At 70.2% G+C, this 17513-nt stretch carries 15 protein-coding genes; 2 read left to right on the forward strand and 13 right to left on the reverse strand.

Annotation, left to right across the window (positions count from 1 at the left end; genetic code table 11):
• Nucleotides 1-146: 146 nt before the first annotated feature.
• The 5 genes from CTZ28_RS35670 to CTZ28_RS35690 are packed head-to-tail and all read right to left on the reverse strand — an operon-like array spanning nt 147 to nt 4140.
• Nucleotides 147-2789 carry a bifunctional DNA primase/polymerase gene (locus tag CTZ28_RS35670; protein ID WP_121893883.1) on the reverse strand — a complete coding sequence of 881 codons (2643 nt, stop codon included), beginning with the start codon at nt 2787-2789 and terminating at the stop codon, nt 147-149.
• Complete coding sequence (locus CTZ28_RS35675) at nt 2786-3049, reverse strand: hypothetical protein (RefSeq protein ID WP_121893884.1); 264 nt, start codon at nt 3047-3049, stop codon at nt 2786-2788. Before CTZ28_RS35675 ends, CTZ28_RS35670 begins: the two co-directional genes overlap by 4 nt.
• On the reverse strand, nt 3013-3510 hold the full coding sequence (locus tag CTZ28_RS35680; protein ID WP_121893885.1) for a hypothetical protein: 498 nt from the start codon (nt 3508-3510) through the stop codon (nt 3013-3015). The genes CTZ28_RS35675 and CTZ28_RS35680 overlap by 37 nt, the downstream gene beginning before the upstream one ends.
• Nucleotides 3511-3526: 16 nt before the next feature.
• Complete coding sequence (locus CTZ28_RS47420) at nt 3527-3853, reverse strand: helix-turn-helix transcriptional regulator (protein ID WP_183154758.1); 327 nt, start codon at nt 3851-3853, stop codon at nt 3527-3529.
• Nucleotides 3850-4140 carry a helix-turn-helix domain-containing protein gene (locus tag CTZ28_RS35690; protein ID WP_183154759.1) on the reverse strand — a complete coding sequence of 97 codons (291 nt, stop codon included), beginning with the start codon at nt 4138-4140 and terminating at the stop codon, nt 3850-3852. The genes CTZ28_RS47420 and CTZ28_RS35690 overlap by 4 nt, the downstream gene beginning before the upstream one ends.
• A 1112-nt stretch (nt 4141-5252) precedes the next feature.
• On the opposite strand from CTZ28_RS35690, the gene CTZ28_RS35695 reads away from it, so the two are divergent.
• Complete coding sequence (locus CTZ28_RS35695) at nt 5253-6932, forward strand: site-specific integrase (RefSeq protein WP_121893887.1); 1680 nt, start codon at nt 5253-5255, stop codon at nt 6930-6932.
• 457 nt (nt 6933-7389) lie between these two features.
• Here CTZ28_RS35695 and CTZ28_RS35700 read toward each other — a convergent pair whose 3' ends face one another.
• The 7 genes from CTZ28_RS35700 to CTZ28_RS35740 all read right to left on the reverse strand — a co-directional run bounded on the left by CTZ28_RS35700 (nt 7390) and on the right by CTZ28_RS35740 (nt 14848).
• Nucleotides 7390-8043 carry a class I SAM-dependent methyltransferase gene (locus tag CTZ28_RS35700; RefSeq protein ID WP_121893888.1) on the reverse strand — a complete coding sequence of 218 codons (654 nt, stop codon included), beginning with the start codon at nt 8041-8043 and terminating at the stop codon, nt 7390-7392.
• Nucleotides 8044-8123: 80 nt separating this feature from the next.
• The gene (locus tag CTZ28_RS35705; protein WP_121893889.1) at nt 8124-8627 is read right to left on the reverse strand and encodes a glycine-rich domain-containing protein; all 504 of its coding nucleotides are present in this window, start codon (nt 8625-8627) and stop codon (nt 8124-8126) included.
• Between the two features lie 792 nt (nt 8628-9419).
• Nucleotides 9420-9884, reverse strand: a complete 465-nt coding sequence (locus tag CTZ28_RS35720; protein WP_121893890.1) for a hypothetical protein — start codon at nt 9882-9884, stop codon at nt 9420-9422.
• Between the two features lie 85 nt (nt 9885-9969).
• Nucleotides 9970-10818, reverse strand: a complete 849-nt coding sequence (locus CTZ28_RS35725; RefSeq protein WP_121893891.1) for a helix-turn-helix domain-containing protein — start codon at nt 10816-10818, stop codon at nt 9970-9972.
• The gene (locus CTZ28_RS35730) at nt 10815-11555 is read right to left on the reverse strand and encodes a DUF6879 family protein (RefSeq protein ID WP_121893947.1); all 741 of its coding nucleotides are present in this window, start codon (nt 11553-11555) and stop codon (nt 10815-10817) included. Before CTZ28_RS35730 ends, CTZ28_RS35725 begins: the two co-directional genes overlap by 4 nt.
• Nucleotides 11556-12366: 811 nt before the next feature.
• The gene (locus CTZ28_RS35735; protein ID WP_121893892.1) at nt 12367-13788 is read right to left on the reverse strand and encodes a GAF domain-containing protein; all 1422 of its coding nucleotides are present in this window, start codon (nt 13786-13788) and stop codon (nt 12367-12369) included.
• 22 nt (nt 13789-13810) lie between these two features.
• Nucleotides 13811-14848 carry a rod shape-determining protein gene (locus CTZ28_RS35740; protein ID WP_121893893.1) on the reverse strand — a complete coding sequence of 346 codons (1038 nt, stop codon included), beginning with the start codon at nt 14846-14848 and terminating at the stop codon, nt 13811-13813.
• A 394-nt stretch (nt 14849-15242) separates the two neighbouring features.
• Here CTZ28_RS35740 and CTZ28_RS35745 point away from each other — a divergent pair, with 394 nt between their 5' ends.
• Nucleotides 15243-15911, forward strand: a complete 669-nt coding sequence (locus CTZ28_RS35745) for a Type 1 glutamine amidotransferase-like domain-containing protein (protein ID WP_121893894.1) — start codon at nt 15243-15245, stop codon at nt 15909-15911.
• A gap of 62 nt (nt 15912-15973) precedes the next feature.
• Here CTZ28_RS35745 and CTZ28_RS35750 read toward each other — a convergent pair whose 3' ends face one another.
• Nucleotides 15974-17419: an acyl-CoA synthetase gene (locus CTZ28_RS35750; protein ID WP_121893895.1), complete on the reverse strand. Its 1446-nt coding sequence runs from the start codon at nt 17417-17419 to the stop codon at nt 15974-15976.
• Between the last annotated feature and the right edge of the window lie 94 nt (nt 17420-17513).

Below are 17513 nucleotides of genomic sequence, written 5' to 3' on the forward strand. Positions count from 1 at the left end.
GACGTGCGCGCTATATGGGGGAGCGGGGCGGGCCCCTGCAAGTCCCCGCATCCCCGCATCCGTGCAGGTCGCCCCAGATGCAGGGGCCCGGTGGAGTCCCCGCAGAGGTCCCCGCGAAGTCCCCGCACTCCCCGCAGGACAGCCGGTCATGACTCGTGCCCGCCGGTACCGCGGTCCGCGTGGACCTCGACCCGCCACAGGTTCTGCTTTCTGTGGCTGTCGACGACCATCACGACCTTGTGGGTGCCGAAGTAGCGGCCGGCGCGGGCCTTCAGCCAGATGCCCAGCTGGTTCGCGCTCGGCGGCTCGTCGCCCTTGCGCGGCACGTGGTTGGGCAGGCCCTTGATGACGGCCCCCGTGGTCAGGGGCTCGCCGCCGTAGGTCTCCCGCCACATCTCCAGGAAGAGCGCCCACTCTTGGAGTTCGTCGTCCTGGTCCCGCGCCTCGCTGCGGTCGGCCATCCAGCCCTCGACCCCGAGGAAGTCGAGCAGGCCGGCCATGAGGCTGGCCCACTCGCTGTAGTCGCCTTTGCGGACGTGGACCTGTGGCGTCCCCGCGGCGACCCAGGCGCGGACGAGGGTGACGAGGGCGGCGACCAGAGTGGACGCGTTGTTGCGCAGCCAGGGCCGGAGGTCGCCCACGGTGAAGTTGTCGCGCTGGTCGGGGTCGGGGCAGTCGGGGTCCAAACGGACCCAGAGGACGCGGCGGCCGTTGTCCCCGCCGGTGCGGAGGGCGTTGCCGGTGACGATCCAGAGGCGATCGTTCGGCATGGTCACCTTGGACGTGGCGCCCAGGACGCGGTCACCCCAGACCTCGGAGGTCAGCAGGGCGGACAGGACGGGCGACTTGATGATGCAGCCGTTCGGGAGGTTGTCGAGGACGACGACGGGCTGTCCGGTGCCGTACAGCTGCGTCGTGATGCTCTTCCGCAGCTCGGTGTCGTTCTCGGGCCAGGCTGTGTCCGCGATGCCGTAGCAATGCCGGAAGATGTCCTTCAGCAGGCTCTTGCCGGACCCGGCGGCTGTCGCGGTGAGCACGAACATCGGCGTTGGCCCGTGGAAGTACGGCCGCAGGATCGGCGTCAGCAGTGCGCCCAGGAAGTGTGCGCGGTCGCTGGCCGCGACCCAGGGGAAGTCCTTCAGCACCTGGTCGAGGACGATGCTCTTGGCCCTGTCGAGACTGTCCCGCGTCACCTGGGGGACGAGGCGGCGCAGCGGCACCCTGGGCTCCAGGTACAGGCCGGTCGCCCGGTCGTAGCCGAGGGAGTCGAGCAGCGTGCCGTCTGGGCGGATGACCGGCGAGGTGACGACGCCCCGGAGGACGGGCAGGGGCCAGTCCTTCCGGCCGAGGATCGTGGAGCAGCTCTTGGGCATGAGCAGCTCGCGTTCTTCCTCCAACTGCTCGGTGACCGGGTTCCGCTTCACGGTGTAGCTGGTGACGTGGTCGGCGAGGTAGGCGCGCAGGTTGTCCGTGCCCAGTTGCTGCACCACCGGGTCGTCGTTGTCGTCCCGGTACACCCAGCACGGCCCGCCGGACCGCTTGTAGAGGTCAGGCAGACGACCGTCGGCCATGAGCGCCAGGACCCCGTCGATGCCGTCGGCCTCGTTGGTGATGTCCAGCTCGGGACGGGACGGCACAGAGCGCAGCTGGGGGCCGCCCTCGAACCCCTCCTGCGAGTCCGGGGCGTGATCGGGGTCGAGCGCCGAGGACCCGTCGGCGAAGTGCTGCGCGGGCACGGAGGACAGGCGCCGGCGGGGCGGCTCGGTGCCATACCCCTGGCGGCGCAGCCCGGCGGCCGAGGCCTTGAAGTTGCCGCCGTGCTCCAGCAGCGTGTAGGCGCCGAACTTGGAGTAGGGCACATCTGCCGTGAACTCGCTGCCGGTCGCGAACACCCACAGCCTGTCGTGCTCGGGGTCGCGGCCAGTGGTGGCCTTTACGCTGCCGACGCCGTCGGCCCAGCCCCAGTAGGTGGTGTGCCCACGCGTGACGAGCGGCCTGAACGTTCCACGCAGGATGTCGGACCAGTCCGCCCGGGCTTCGAAGTCCTCGCCAGGTCGCAGGCCGCCGCCGGGCAGAGGCGCCTGCGGCTTGGGCGCGGTCTTCGGAGCCTCGGGCACGGGCAGCGTGTCGAACATCCGGCAGACGGTCCGGATCGCGTCCATGACGTCCGCGCCCACGGTCGGGATGGTGGCCGGGCACCCGGCGATCCGGGTGTACGGCCTGCCCGAGGCGTGGACGGAACCGCCGGACGGTTCGACCAGGCCATATCCGCCTTCGCCGCGGGTCTCGATTTCGACGCGGATGATGCGGCTGTTCGGCTTCTCCCGGAGCCGCTGTCGTTCCTCGTCGGTGTACTCGTGCTCTTCGGCCAGCCGTGAGGCCAGTTTGCGGTTGCCCGGGACGTCGCCGCCCTCGACGCGGACCCGGAAGTGCCGGCCGCCAGAGGGCGATTCGGTGACCCAGCCATTCAGGATCGCGGCCCAGGGCTCGCCGAGACCGTACGCCTCCATGACCTCGGTGACCTCGTCCAAGAGGCCGATGGCGCGGCCCTCGAACTCGATCATCTCAACGTTGCCGGACACCGCGCCGTAGACGACGGCGATACCGGCAGGGCGGCCCCCGCCGAACCACTTGTCGTGGTCGGCGGGAGTGGTGCGGTTCACCTTGTACTGAAGCCAGGACACGGCCGGCTTTTTGCTGCCGTCCGCCTTGACGGGGAGGACGCACAGGCCAGCGTCGTGCAACTCGCGGGCGGCTGCCCGGAGATCGATGGACTGTGGGTCGGTCAACGCTGCTCCTCGTGGTACTGGCTGAGGTGTCGGGCCTTGATCCCGTCGATGAACGCCTTGATGGCGGAGGGCCGGATCGGCTCTTCGCGGGGCTTGGGGCACCCCGGGCGGTAGCACTCGTAGCGAGCACGGACGTTCTCGGCGTCGACGACCAGCACGCCGACGACGTGCTGGCGGCCGGGGGCGCGGCCCGGGGTGTCCCGGGCCTGCGCCGGGGCGGTGGTCAACGCGACGCCCGGGTGGACGTGCGGGCGTGCCACGACTCGATGTCCTCGACGTGTCCGGCGGCGACGGAGGCCTGAAAGTCGTCGGCCAGCTCCTGTTCCTCGGCCCGTTCGGCGATCGCGGCGCGCAGCTGCGCGAGGGTGTCGACGGAACGCTGGCCGTGCGGGACGGCTGCGAGCGAACTGCCGTCGTACTGCCAGAACACGACCGTCTCCGTGAGGACGCCGGAGGAGACTGCGTCCGGGGTGGACGGGATGAGCCGCACCTGGTGCGTGGCGGCCAGGACCCGGATTTCCTCGCGGGCGAAGCCGTCCAGCACGCTGGCGAACACGGCGTCAGGGTCGCCGGTCTGCCGGACGAGGTCGGCGACATCGTCGAGGCACTTGACGACGTCGGGGGTGCAGTCCTGCTTGGCGGCCTCGATCTCGGCGAGGGCCCGCTGCACGCGGTGGTTGTCGGTGGTCGACGGCTCGGCCGTCGTGGGAAGCTCAGTCACGAGCGGACCCCGTTCTCTACTTGCTGGCGCTGGTGGGGGCGGGCTGCTCGGACGGCGCCTTCGGCTGGACCCCGGGGGCGCCGTCGTCACTGGTGGCTGCTGCCGACTGGACCTCGGCAGCAGCGGTTTCGGAGAGGCCGAGGAAGTTCAGGAGGTCGCTGCGGCGGACACGGAGTGCCCGCGCACCGAACTTGATGACCTCGACGGGGAACTCACCGTCTTTGATGAGCTGGTATCCCAGGTCGCGGGAGATGCCGAGGGCGGCAAAGGCGTCCTGAGCAGTGGGCATCGCCGGGAGTTGCAGGACCTGCTTCGAGGTGAGAGCGGTGGCCGAGGCGCTCATACGGCGACCTGCAGGGGGATGCAGGCGCGTCCCGCGCGCTCCATCGGTACGAACAGCACCAGCAGGTCGACGCCCAAGACGCTCGCGATGGCCTTGGCCTTGTCCTCGGGGATGGTGCGCTGGGTGCCGGCCATCAGGGCGCCGATGGTGCCGTGTGCAATGCCCGTGGCCTCGGCGAGCCTGCGGCTGCTGATCGAGCGACCGGTGCCGGTGCGTTCCATGAGGACCTTGAGCCGGTCGCCGCTGGCGACCGCGTACATGGTGGGCGAGGTGTTCTCGTTGCTCACGTTCTCTCCACTGGACGATGTGTCCATCTAGATGGAAGCGATGCCCGTGAGCTTTCCATATGGATGAACAGTTTGTCCAGCAAGATGGACGAGGGGGCGCACGGATGCAACCGGTCAAAGGCTCCGTGCTACCTGGCGAGGCTGGCCCGCGTGCTGAACAATCTGTTCAGTGAGATGGATGAACGGCAGGGGTGACCTGCACGTGCGTTTCAAGGATTCGTGTAGAGCCTGAACGTGCGCCCAGCTACCTGGCCAGGAGGAATGGCAGGATGAGCCCTATGGCACCCAATGAGATTTCGTCGACAACCCCTGAACAGAGTGAACCGCGGACCCAGTTCACCGATCTGCTGAGGAGTCGCCGCGCGGAGCTTGGTGAGGGCTTGGCCAAAGTTGAAGGCCGTTCGGTTGACCCTGTCACTGGGAAGGGCGTGAAGCGCGGTCGCATCTACCGACTGGAGGGTGGGGAAAGGGGGGGGATTACTCCCCCTGACTTCTGGGAACTGCGCGCGCTCGCTGAGGGGTACAGGCTGCCCATTGAGCGACTCCAGGATGCCGCTGGTGCCCAGTTCCATGGAGTGGAGCCCCTTCGTGTCGGAACGGGGGAAGCGGTCGCTTATGTTCGAAAGCTCGACAGGCTGCCACCGGAGCAGCGTGAGCGCCTGCTTCACCTGATCGATTCCCTGGTTCCACCCCAATCGGGTGAAGATCGCTGAATCACGCACTCCCCTTAGCGTCACTCTGGGTGACCAATCCCGGTAGCCTGTAGAGATTTCGTACACATGGTGCGATCATTGCGGCACACCCACTGACCACAAGGGTGCTGGTCTAAGCCGCAAATCGAACACTTGAGCGGGAGATGGGGGAGGCTGCGTGGAGTCACCGCAAGCGCAGGCTTGGTACTTCTTCAGCGACGACCTGCCAGACGGGGAGGTGATCATTCCATTCAAGACGCGCCATGGCCTGGCGTTCGGCATCCGACCTGGGCATATGACACCGGAGATGCTCGACGCTCTGAACAGAACTGCAAAGTTTGTTCTTCAAGTGGGCCTTGGTCACATATCTCTTCCTGGCAAGTCACCCTTGAACGAGTAGCTCAGTCGGGAGGAGAGACGATGGCCGTATCCCGCCGCGCCGGCGGCATCAGCAAGCGGTGTGAGTGCCGCGGTCCGGACGGCAAACGGCTCGGCACGAAGTGCCCGCAGCTGGCCAAGCGCAACCACGGCAAGCACCGCGTCAGCCAGGAACTCCCCGAGGACGCCGACGGCCAGCGCCGTCGCTTCCAGCGCACCGGCTACACCAAGCTCACCGACGCACAGACCGACCTCGACCGCATACGCGCCATCCTCGACCTGGCCGGCGACGACGAAGACGCAGAGCGACGCGTTGGCGACCTGCTTGCCGACCTCCAGAAGACCCGCGGCTCCATCCCCGACCCGACCGAGGTGTCCCGGAAGCTCGGCGTCGGCGTCCCCCTCGACGGGGCAATGACCGTGGGGGAGTGGCTCGACGTCTTCGCCGAGGCCCGGGCGAAGAAGACGAAGAAGACGACAGCGAACGGCTACCAGTCGCACATCCGGGTGCACCTGAAGCCGGGCGTCGGTCACTACCGGCTCGACCGCTTCACCGTCGGCCACGCACAGGAGTTCTTCGACGGGATCGACGAACGCAACGAAGTAGTGCGCGCGGAGAACCAGGCGCGGCGCGAGCAAGAGGCCCGCTGCAAGTGGGGGAAGAACTCCCGGCCGCCGGTCGTCGAGTCCACGCGCCTCGCAGTCGAGCGGGAGAAGCTGGCCGCGATGCCGGCCTACCGGGAGATCACTGGCCCGGCGACGAAGCAGCGGATCCGGGCGACCTTGCGGGCCGCACTGAACGCGGCGATCAAGCGGCAGCTCATCACGTTCAACCCGGCCGCGCACGTCGAGCTGGCCTCGGGCAAGCGCCCGAAGGCGGTGCTGTGGGCCGAGCAGCACGTCGAGCACTGGCGGAAGACGGGCGAGAAGCCGTCCGCGGTCATGGTGTGGACGCCGCCGCAGATCGGCCAGTTCCTCGACGAGGCCGAGTCGTCTCGGCTGTACGCGTTCTTCCACCTGATCGCGTTCCGGGGCCTGCGCCGTGGCGAAGGCGTCGGCCAGGACTGGGTGAACGTCGACCTTGACGGGCAGGCGATCACCATCGCCAAGGAGATCGTCGTGGACGGCTGGACGCCGATCGAGGACGACCCGAAGACGGACGGGTCGGCGGCCACGATCGGCCTCGACAGCGTCAACGTGGCCGTCCTGCGCGCCCACCATGAGCGGCAGCTGGAGGAGCGCCAGGCGTGGAACCGGCACGCTGCTTCTGAGCGGGAGAAGGGCAAGGATGTCGCGGACTGGGTGGACACCGGGAAGGTCTTCACCGACGTCGACGGGACGTGGCTGCATCCGGAGAGCGTGTCGGACGAGTTCCGCCGGATCTGCAAGGCGGCCGGCCTGCCCCCGATCAATCTCCGGGATCTGCGGCACTGCGCGGCGACCCTGATCCATGCGGGCGGGGGAGACCTGCATGCGATCAAGGAGACGCTGCGGCACTCGACGATCAAGCTGGCGTCGGACACCTACACCTCCTTGCTGAAGGAAGTCGACCTGGAGATTGCGGAGCGCGCAGCGGCGCTGGTGCCGCGGGCGCGGAAGCCGCGCGACGAAGCCCCCGCGCCGGGCGCTGTACCGGAGCGGGGGCCTGGAGCGTCGCAGTCGAGCGATGCTGATATGGACGGCTCCACGGTACCCATGGCCATCCGGGAGGGCGCGGCGTAGAGTCGAGGGGAACGAATGGGCCTCGTCACCGCAGGTGGCGGGGCCTTTCTGCTCAGCCGGTGCTCAACCGAACGCCACCCAACGGGCTCGTATCAAAGCAGACGAGACCCACTGAGAGGGGTTGCTGGCGACGTGCAAAGTGGTGGTGACCTGTACTCCAGCAGACGAATCCGATTGGGTACAACTTGACCGGACGGGACCGTACTTGACACCCGGAGACTCATAATCCGTCGGCCGTGGGTTCGAGTCCCACCCGCCCCACCCAGGCGCCCTCCGTGCAGGAACGTTCTTACCTGCACCGAAGCGCCAGCCCCTCCCTTCTGGAGGGGCTTTCCTCGTCTCTGAAGATCTTTTGCTGGGCCGCTGCTCGCCCGAAAGCCAGGCGATCATGGCACCGAGGGCTCACCAAACAACACGCCGAGACGTCGACGGAGCAACGCCTCAACAGCCGAGCGGTTCAGGCTCGGGCCTGGACGATGAGGGTGCCGATGTGCCCGGCCTTCGGGGCGCCTACCTCGGTCGCCTCGGCGGTGGCGAATCCGGCTCTGAGCAGAAGCCGCTCCCACACCGCGGGCCGGTAGCTGTACCGGTAGGTGAACATCGCCTTCCCGGCGAAGCCGCCCTTGTACATGCCCTGGGGGCCGTAGGCGCCGGGGATGGCCGGCGGCTGGGAGAAGACGAAGACGCCGCCCGGGGTCAGGCGCTCGCGCACGAGCGGGAAGAGACGGGACGGGTCGGTGAACCAGGCCGCGCCGAAGATGGAGTACACGGCGTCGTACCGCCCCTCGTCGGCGGCGAGCCAGTCGAGGACTTCGCCCTGCTCGATCCGCACGCCGAGCGGCGCCCACTTCTCACCCGCGCGCTGCACCATGCGCGGCGACAGGTCCACGCCGGTCGCCTTCACGCCCTGCTGCGCGAGGTGGGCCAGCGCGCGTCCGGTGCCGCAGCCGACCTCCAGCACGGACTCCGGGGCGCCCAGGAGTTCCGGGCCGGGGCCGTGTCCGGCGTACTGGGTCCAGCAGAACGACGGCTCGGCGTCGTCCTTGAACGCCGACTCGGCGTAGGCGTCCCACAGTTCGGTCTCGGCGGCGATGTCGTGCGGTACGGGCACAGCGCGTTTCCTTCGGGTCGTCAGGATGCGGGAGCCCCCGCCCTCGGGGAGCTGTGCGGGCGGGGGCGACTGTAGCGGGGTCAGTGGCTGTCGGGGACCTTGTCGTCGCACGGGGAGCAGTCCGCGCCGTCGATGGCCCACAGTTCCTCGTCGATCGGCCAGCCCTGGCTCTTCAGGAAGTCGCCGGTACGCAGGCACAGGCCGTCGCGGCGGCGCTCGATGAACGGGGCGTGGTGCTTGAACCGGCCGCCGTTGTAGAGGCGGCAGATGCCCCACCAGACGGGTGTGTCGAGGATGAGCTGGTGGACGCCGATGTCGACGAGCTTGCCGACGCCCAGGTGCACGTCGGGGTTCTCGATGGAGCCCATGACGTACATGACGGCGTTGCCGAGGATCCGTTCGGCCATGTCGCGGACCATGGTGTGGTCGCGCAGGAGCAGTGCAACCTCGCGGTCCCACAGACTCATGCCGCTGTCGAAGACGTTGACGGTCAGCTCGGTGATGTGCGGTGCGACCGCGTTCAGCAGGGCTTGCGGGTCGTCGGTGGTGCGGAGTGCGGTGGGACTGTCGAGCGCGATGGACACGATTCCCTCCCTGGTTGGATGGCTGCCCTCCTGGTCGAGGGCATTGGCCCGCCCGGCTCGGCGCGCGCAGGCTGCGGAGCCGGGCGGGAGTCTGTGGTTGAGCTGTCTGCGCAGTCGGGGCAGGCGTACACCTCGACGTCGAGGACGTGGACGCCCTCCCGGCCGCGGGCGATGCCGGCCGACACGGCGCCGTTCACGTCGAGCAGGCTCTTGGCGCACCAGCAGCAGGCCCACCCCGAGTACTGGGCGTAGGTCAGCGATGCGGCGGGCGGCGGCTCGGGAGGCGGGGTCATGGCCGGTCGGCGAGCGGGACCAGGCGGTGGACTTCACGGCACGGGCCGCAGGCGTACAGGCCACGCACGGCCGGGCCCGATCCTGCGTCTTCTGCCTGGATCAGCTCGATGCCGGTGGCGAACCGCCCGCACCACGAGCACAGGCCCCGCCTGCCGGTAGTCGCCTGCGCGGTCATCGCTGGCCCCCGTCGGCGAGGTGGAGCAACTCCCTGCGGGTGGAGCATGAGCGGCGGCTGCGGCAGGTGTAGCAGGTGTGGGTGTGGAGGGTGGCGACCCGGCGAGCCTCGGCGCGCACGCACGTCGTGCAGCCCCGGGGGGTACCAGCAGGTGCCGCTCTCAGTGCTGGGCCGCCGCCGCGGACCGAGGCTCACAACGGCGCCGGAGGTCAGGGGCGTGGTGCACCAGACGCACGCGCGACCGCACACCTGCTCCTCGGTGAGCTTGTGGATCGGAGGGAGCGGCAACAGGTTGACCGCCGCCAGCAGTGCCGTCCTCGCGGTCATCTCAGCACCTCCGCCGGAATCTGTCGGCCACCCGGCCCGAGCGCGGCGGCGAGTATGGCGGGCTCGGTCAGCCGTCCCGACCCGTCCGGGTGGGTGAGCCAGAACCGGCCGCAGACCTGTCGGCCTGTCGGAGGGCAGTGCAGCGGGGTACCGGGCGGCTGCACGGTCACCTGCCGTACGTCCGTCAGTTCGTTACCTGCGTGCAACGGCAACAGCCACCACGTCAGATCCACGGCCGGGTCAGCGAGGACCGGCCCGCGGTGCTCCTCACGGATACGGCTGAGGGCCTGCATACCCGCCACGAGGCGGCATTCCGCGGCGAGCCACAAACGGCCGGACGGTATGGGCGCGAGGGCTTCGAGCCCCCACGTCTGGTGGACGAGGTCCGGGCGTGCGGAGCACTCGGCGAGCCACGCATCCCCGGCCCCGAACAGTGCGGCTAAGCACATCGGTTGGGCCATGACCGCACCGTATGCAGGGCGATTGCAGCGCTGCTTGCCGATTGCGCGCAATTGCACAAGCCCATCAGCGGGTTGCGGAAATTGCTCAGGCGAGGTCCAGGGACGCCCGAGCGCGTCCGATCAACCGACGTGCCGACGGCCCCTCTTCGGCCGCTTCAGCGAGCCATTCCCACGCCCGCTCGTACAGCTGAACGTCCTCGTCGCCGGTCAGCCACAGCTCCTCGCTGATCGTCTCGACGATGACGAGGCGCCGATCGTAGATCCAGAAGCCGTGCGCCGGCGTCCGGCGTAGCTGCGCGGTAAAAGGGATGACGCCCAGCTCGATTCGCTTCTGACCCACCAAGTTGTACAGGCGATCAAGCTGTGCGGCCATCACGTCCGTGGGGCACGGCCGGTGGTACAGAGCAGCCTCGCACAGCAGGAAGCGGAACGACTTCTCCGGGTCGTAGAGAGCGGCTTGGCGGCGCATCCGTGCCTCGACCGCCTCGTCCGTCGTGGGTCGGATCTGGCGGAAGGCAGCGTTGGCATCGAAGATCGCTCGCGCGTACTCGGGCGTCTGGAACAAGCCGGGGACTCGCGACACCTCCAGGCCGCGGATCTCTTTCGTGGTCTCCGTCTGCCGGACAGCGATCTCTTGCCGGCCGCGGTGGCCGCCGGCCAGTTGCCGCTGCCAGGAACGGTGCCGGTCCTTCATGCCGAGCCCCGCCAGCAGCCCGTGCAGCTCGCTCACGACATCCGGACGGCCCACGCCGTGCGCCCACGCCGTGAGATCCTCGCGCGTCGGTGTCTGCTTCCCGTTCTGGAGACGGGACACCTTCGACGTCTGCCAGCCCAGTACGGCCGCGAGGTCTTTCCCTTCCAAGCTGGCCTCGACGCGCAGTGTGCGCAGGCGCGCGCCGAGGGCGTCCCGGGAGGTCTGGAAGTCGGTCGTCACATGGTGGAACGTACCCGCTCGGCGAACTCCGCAGTAGGTACGGCGTGGTGCCACGCGGCGTCCCGGGCCTGGCAGGCGGCGAGCACCTCGGCCGGGTCCTCGCTCACGTACACGCCAAGGGTGGTGTCGTACTCGTCGAACGCGAACCGGGCGACAACGCGCGAGTCGAAGAGCCAGAAGTCGAAGTCCGGCAGGCGCAGTTGCTCGGCCTCAGCGCGGGTCAGGTTCCGGATGTCCTCTCCCGCAGCGACGTTCCCCGGGGCGCTTGCGAGGAGGAACCGCTGTCCGTCCGTCACTGGGTCATCAACGATCCGAACGCGCTCGAACCGCTTCCCGGCCGCCGTCTGCTCGGCGACGTTCGCACGCCATGCGTTGGCCGGCTCGGCGACGATGTCCTCACCGGCCTGCCAGCGCGCCCACTTGGGGCTGCGCCGGTCCGAGGCGTAGCCGCGGCGGGTCTCCAGCCGCCACGCGGTGTGCCGGAACTCCTTGAAGAGGCGGGAGATGGAAGCGAACGGCTCAAGCGCCGGTGCCTCGGTTGTGGGGGCGTAGCGAGTGAGCAGGCTCCGGGGAACGCGGACGAAGGTCTCGGACTCCTTGACGTCCCGCAGACGGGCGAGGTGCGCGGGGTCGGTCTCGCGGTCGCCCTGGACAAGGATCTCGTCCGTCTCGGGGATCTCGTACAGGGTGGGGCAGTCGCCGTCGTCGCTGGTGGTGCCGAGGAACCTGAGCGTCATGTCGCCCTCCATGTATCCGGGTTGGAGCTCCAGGATGCGCGCACGTCGCCTGGGCGCGCTCGTGGATTGCAGCGGATTGCGCCGACGCCGGTGAGGTTGTCGATTGCGCGCAACCGGCACGCGAAAAAGTCCCCTCGCGCCCGCAGGGGCTTAGGTTCTAGCGGTCATCGCAACACCCGACCTTCAGAGACGCGATGGCCTTCGAGATCCGCAAGATCCGGACACCTCAAGGGAAGAAGAAGCTGGCCCGTGAGCGGGAGGAATACTTCCGGCTCATGGAGCAGGGGGTGATCAGGCGAAAAGCACCGGCAGGAGCACCCCGCCTGCCACGGCGGTACCGGCAACGTCGGTGGAGAACTCCGGCAGAGCTGAGCACATCGAGGGAGAAACGGTCGCCAAAGCCCCCAAGCTTCCGTCCGGAGAGCCGCTGGCCCAAGTGGCTTCTGTGGAGGGCAGCCGCGAACTCGAGTTGGGGCACATCACCACGCAACCACTGTCGGTCCACTGGAATGCGTGGCCAGTGAGGTCAGCAGCACTTACAGCGAGCTACGTCTCAAGGAGCCCCGGGACGTGGACAGGAGGAGTGCCGATCTCGGGGTGCGGTAATCCGGGTTGATGGGCTTCGGGAGGGGTTCGGCGGGGCAGGACGATCAGGACGAGGCACTGGGAAGCATGAGGAGGGCGCCATGGACCGCCGGATCCGTGTTCGTGTCAGCCGTCGGCCCGCCGCCCCCCGCGGCCAGGAGATCGACCGCAGGACCCCTTCGGGGCGGATCCTGCCGTACTGAACGGAGCGGTGCGGGACGGCCGTTCACAGGGGTGACTGCCAGGTCACCGTGGTGCCGTCCGTCCGCTCTCCGTCGTCGTGGACGGTCAGCCGTACCGCGGCCCGGCCGTCCGGGAGCATCGCCCGCGCGTCCACCGTGACCTCGATACGGGAGACGCCACGGCGCCCGGCCGCGGCGGAGAGCGCGCGGCGCAGGGCGGTGAGCAACTGCTCGGCCACCCGCTCGGGAACACGGGTCTCCACGGCGCCGAGGAAGTGCGTGGAGGGCGGGAAGCCGAGCAGTGCGGCGGCGCCCGCCGTCTCCCGGAGAACCTTCCCGCGGAAGGTGACCGGGGCCTCGGCCGGCGGCTGTTGGAGGGCGAAGATCGCGGTACGGACCTCCTGGACCGTCGACTGGAGCTCGTCCACGGCCCGGCCCAGCGTCTCGTGCACCCCGTCGTCGTCCGCGCCGGCCCTGCGCTGCGTGGACTCCAGCATCATGCCCGTGGCGAACAGCCGTTGGACGACGAGGTCGTGCAGGTCGCGGGCGATCCGGTCGCGGTCCTCGTAGACCGCGAGGCGCTCCCGGCCGTGCTGTGCGTCGGCCAGCACCAGGGCGAGGGCCGCATGGGAGGCGAACTGGGTGGCCAGCAGCCGTTCCACGGGTGTGTAGGCGCGGTCGCCGCGGCGGCGCGGGAGCGCGAGCGTGCCGATCAGCCGCCCCTCCGCCTGGAGCGGCAGCATCATGCTCGGTCCGAACCGGTGCCGCACATGCGTGGTCATGCGCGGGTCCGTCGCCGAGTCGTCGATGAACACCGGTTCCCCGCCGAGCAGTTGCTCCAGGACGGCGCTGCCGGGCTCGATGGTTGTACCGACGATGTCCGCGGGGTCGCCGTGCGTGGCGGCCGCCACGATCTCCATGCCGCCCTCCGGGGTCGGCAGGAGGACCACCCCGGCCGAGGCGTCGGCCAGCAGCCGGGCCCGCTCGGCGACCGTCATCAGCGCGTCGCCCGCGCTCCGGCCGGTGAGCAGCGCCGTGGTGACGGCCGCCGCGCCCTCGATCCAGCGCTCGCGCTGCCGGGCCGTCTCGTACAGCCGGGCGTTGCCGATGGCGATGCCCGCCTGGACGGCGAGCACTCGCAGCACCTGTTCGTCCTGCGCGGTGAACGGGCCGCCGCCGCGCTTGCCGGCGAGGTGCAGCCGCCCGAAGTCCTCGCCGTGCACCAGGATCGGCACATCGAGGGTGCCGGCCCCCTGTCGCGCCGGTGCCGGCCGGCCCGTCGTACGGATCGGGGCGAGCCCGTCCTGCCCGGGGTCGGTCGTATCCAGGGCGGCGTACCGGGCGCCGGTCAGCTCGGCGGCGCCGTCCACGATGCGCTGGAGGGTGCCGCGCAGCTCCAGCTCGGAGCCGACGCCGAGGACGGTCTCCAGCAGGGACGGCAGACGGGGCAGCGGGTCGTCGGTCATACGGCCGTGGCGCGGTCCCGGCTCATGCGGCCAGCGGGTCCAGGATCAGCGGCTCGATCTTGCCCTCGAGCATCGCGCCGATGCCCTGGACGGCGCAGACGTCGGGCCGCTCGGCGATGTTCACCGGCATCCCGGTCGCCTCCCGCAGCATCTGGTCCAGACCGGGCAGCAGCGCGGAGCCGCCGACCATCACTATGCCGACGTCGGCGAGGTCGGCGACCAGGTCGGGCGGGCAGTCCCGCAGCACCTTGCTGATGCCGTCGAGTACGGCCGTGAGCGGGGTCTGGATGGCGTCGCGCACGGCGGCGGTGTCGACCCGCACGCTGCGCGCGAGACCGGTGGCCACGTCCCGGCCGTGGATCTCGGTGGACAGCGGGCCGTGCGCGGTCAGCCCGTTGCCGGACAGGGCCAGTTGCAGCGGTCGTACGGACTGGCTGGGGAGCATCAGCTCGTGCGCGTGCCGCAGGTGCTGCACGATCGCGTGGTCGACGGCCTCGCCGCCCACCGGGATCCGTTCGGCGGTGACGATCGAGCCGAGCGAGAGGACCGCCACCTGGGTGGCTGCGGCTCCGCATACGACGATCATCGTGCCCTGGGCGCGTTCCACGGGCAGACCGCAGCCGACGGCGGCGGCGATCAGCGTGTCCACGAGTTCGACGCGCCGGGCGCCGAGGCCGACGAGCGTCTCGATCGTCGCCCGCTGGGCCAGCGGATCGGCGTCGTGCGGGGTGCAGGCCGCGGCGCGCAGCCGTGTCTTGCGGCGCAGCGCGCGGCGGATCTTGTCGCCGAGGAGGTGGCGCAGCATCCGCTGGGCCATCTCGATGTCGACGACGGTGCCGCCGGAGACCGGCCGTACGACCCGGATGTAGGCGGGGGTGCGCCCTGTCATCTTCTCCGCCAGCTCGCCGACCGCGATGAGCGCGCCGGTGCGGGTGTTCACGGCGGCGGCGGACGGCTGGTCCACGACGAGGCCGACGCCCTTCACATAGACGCGGGTGCGGGCCGCGCCCAGATCGACGGCGAAGTGGCAGCGGCGCAACTGCTCCAGGCTGACGGTCACGGCAGATCCTCCCGAGTGCGCAGGCCGTGGCGGTGCCGCCGGTTGGCGGTCTCCTTACGTATCCTCTGCGGGCGGCGGGGCCGGCGCCTTCTGGAATGGGCCGGTCGGGTCGCCGCTGAATGGGGGACGGAAAGACAGCGGTCGGCGTGTCCCGAGCGACCTGCGCCTCGGCGATGGCCGCTGACCCACGGTATGCCGTCCGGGGCGGGTGCGGGCTGCGTGGCCGCCACGGGGGAGCGCGCTACGTGATCGGCGGGCCGGGTTCCGGCCGTGTGGTCGCCTTGACCCGCCCGGGCTTCGCCGCATCGTCCCTGGTGAGCGGGGTGTCGTGCGGTCGGCTCGGGGCTGCGGCCGGTGCGTTGCACGAGTCCGGCGGGCGTGATTCACTCGCCCGATGGAGCTTCTGCTGACGTCGGCCGGTCTGCGTAACGAGACCCTGCGGGACGCGCTGCGGGACATGCTGGGAAAGCCGTTCGGGTCGGCGAACATCGTGTACGTTCCGACGGCGTCCATGGCGGAGCCCGGAGACCATGGGTGGCTTCTTTCGGACATGAACCGGCTGCACGGCCTCGGCTGGCGGGAGTTCGACGTCCTGGAACTGAACGGCCTGCCCCGGCGGCTGGTACTCGACCGGCTGCTGCACGCCGATGTCATTTATGTCGGGGGCGGCAATCACTACCACCTTGCTCGCAGCATCACCGGCAACGACCTGGCCGACGGCTTCCTGGAGGCGCTGGCAGGCCGGGTCTATGTGGGGTTGAGCGCCGGTTCGATGATCTTCAGCCGGAATCTCACCGAACACTCCGCCGATGTCATCGGGGACACCGCAGACCTCCATGTTCTAGACGCGGCGACCGTGCAGTCGCCCTTCGGCCTCTTCGACTGGTATCTGAAGCCCCATCTGTACTCGCCGGACTTCCCGGAGCGCGACGACGCCTGGGCCGATCGCATCGTCGCGCGGGCGGACTTCCCGGTCTACTTCATCGACGACGACACAGCCATTCGCGTCAGCGACGACAAGGTGGACGTCGTCTCAGCAGGACGGTGGCGGTTTCATCCGTGATCGGCCGCCGGCGCCGCAGCCGACCGGCCACCCAGCCCGGCCCACCCGGCGGAGCGCCACCGTCAGGAGTTGCTCAGCGCGCGCTTCATGATCTTGCCCATGTCGTTGCGGGGCAGTGCCGTCAGATGGTGGACGACGCGCGGGCGCTTGTGCGGGGCCAGCCGGCGGGCCACGTGCTCGGCCAACTCCTCGACACCGGGCGGGGACTGGGGATCCGCGGGCACGATCCACGCCACGATCCGCTCGCCCAGATCCGCGTCCGGCTCCCCGGTGACGGCCGCCTCACGCACCCCCGGATGCTCGAGCAGCGCGTTCTCGATCTCCCCGGCGCCGATCTTGTAACCCCCGCTCTTGATCAGATCGGTGGCTTTACGGCCGACGATGCGGACATAGCCGTCGGCCTCGCGCACCGCCATGTCGCCGGTGCGGAACCAGCCGTCCGCGGTGAAGGCGGCGGCGGTGGCGTCGGGCCGGTTGAGGTACTCGGTGAACAGGTTCGGGCCGCGCACCTCGATCTCGCCGACGGTCTCCCCGTCGTACGCCGCGAGGGCCGTGCCGTCCTCCTCCACCAGCCGCAGCTCCACACCCGGCAGCGGCACCCCGACCGTGCCCGCGCGGGGCTCCCCGTCGGCCCGCACGCTCGTGTTCATCAGCGTCTCCGTCATGCCGTACCGCTCGATCACCCGCTGCCCGGTCGCGGCTGTGATCCGCTCGTGGTCGTGCACCGGCAGCGCGGCCGAGCCGGAGACCAGCAGCCGGGCCCGGCCCAGCGCCTTGGCCAGCCCCGGGTCCTCGGGCAGGGCCTCGGCGATGCGGTGGTACATGGTCGGCACCCCGAACAGCATGGTCGCGCCGTCGTTCAGCTCCCGGGCCACGCCCTGCGTGCCGAACCGCCCCAGGTGCCGCACCGAGCCGCCGCGCCGCAGCGGGCCGAGGACGCCCAGCACCAGGCCGTGCACATGGAACAGCGGCAGCCCGTGCACCAGCACGTCGTCCGCGGTCCAGCGCCAGGCGTCGGCCAGCGCGTCCAGGGTGGCGGCGACCGCGCGGCGGGGCAGCACCGCGCCCTTGGGCGGGCCTGTGGTGCCGGAGGTGTACACGACCAGCGCCGGGTCGGTGTCCGCCGCGCGGTCCTCCGGGACGTCGCCGCGGCCGCGCGCGTCCACGTCGAGCCGCACCAGTCCGGCCGCCGGTGCCGGGAGCCGGGCGCCGGGCGCGGCCAGCACCAGGGAGGGCGAGCTGTCGGAGAGGATGTGGGCGAGTTCGCCCTCCCCGGACTTCGGGTTGAGCGGCACGGCGGCCACCCCGGCGAGCAGCGCGCCCACCACCCCGACGGCCGTCTCCAGCTCCGGCGTCGCCCACACGGCGACCCGGCCCGCGCCGCGGACCCGGGCGGCCACGGCGCCCGCGGCGGCGCCCAGTTCCGCGTACGTCAGCGACCGCTCGCCGAACCGCAGGGCGACGCGCTCGCCCGGACCGCCCGTCAGGGCCGGAAAGAGAAGGGACACGCGGCGCACTCCTTACCGTCGGGGAGCACCGGCACAGCGCTCCGCACGCTCCTGTGACACCGACGGTAGAGGATCGGGCGACGCCGGAGGAGGC

The sequence above is a fragment of the Streptomyces shenzhenensis genome, from assembly GCF_003688995.1.
Classification (GTDB): Bacteria; Actinomycetota; Actinomycetes; order Streptomycetales; family Streptomycetaceae; genus Streptomyces; species Streptomyces shenzhenensis_A.

Bases quoted from the DNA above. Each gene is read 5' to 3' on its own strand.
- CTZ28_RS47420 (WP_183154758.1), bottom strand. From the start codon at position 3,853: ATGAGCGCCTCGGCCACCGCTCTCACCTCGAAGCAGGTCCTGCAACTC.
- CTZ28_RS35695 (WP_121893887.1), top strand. From the start codon at position 5,253: ATGGCCGTATCCCGCCGCGCCGGCGGCATCAGCAAGCGGTGTGAGTGC.
- CTZ28_RS35720 (WP_121893890.1), bottom strand. From the start codon at position 9,884: ATGGCCCAACCGATGTGCTTAGCCGCACTGTTCGGGGCCGGGGATGCG.
- CTZ28_RS35730 (WP_121893947.1), bottom strand. From the start codon at position 11,555: ATGACGCTCAGGTTCCTCGGCACCACCAGCGACGACGGCGACTGCCCC.
- CTZ28_RS35735 (WP_121893892.1), bottom strand. From the start codon at position 13,788: ATGACCGACGACCCGCTGCCCCGTCTGCCGTCCCTGCTGGAGACCGTC.
- CTZ28_RS35745 (WP_121893894.1), top strand. From the start codon at position 15,243: ATGGAGCTTCTGCTGACGTCGGCCGGTCTGCGTAACGAGACCCTGCGG.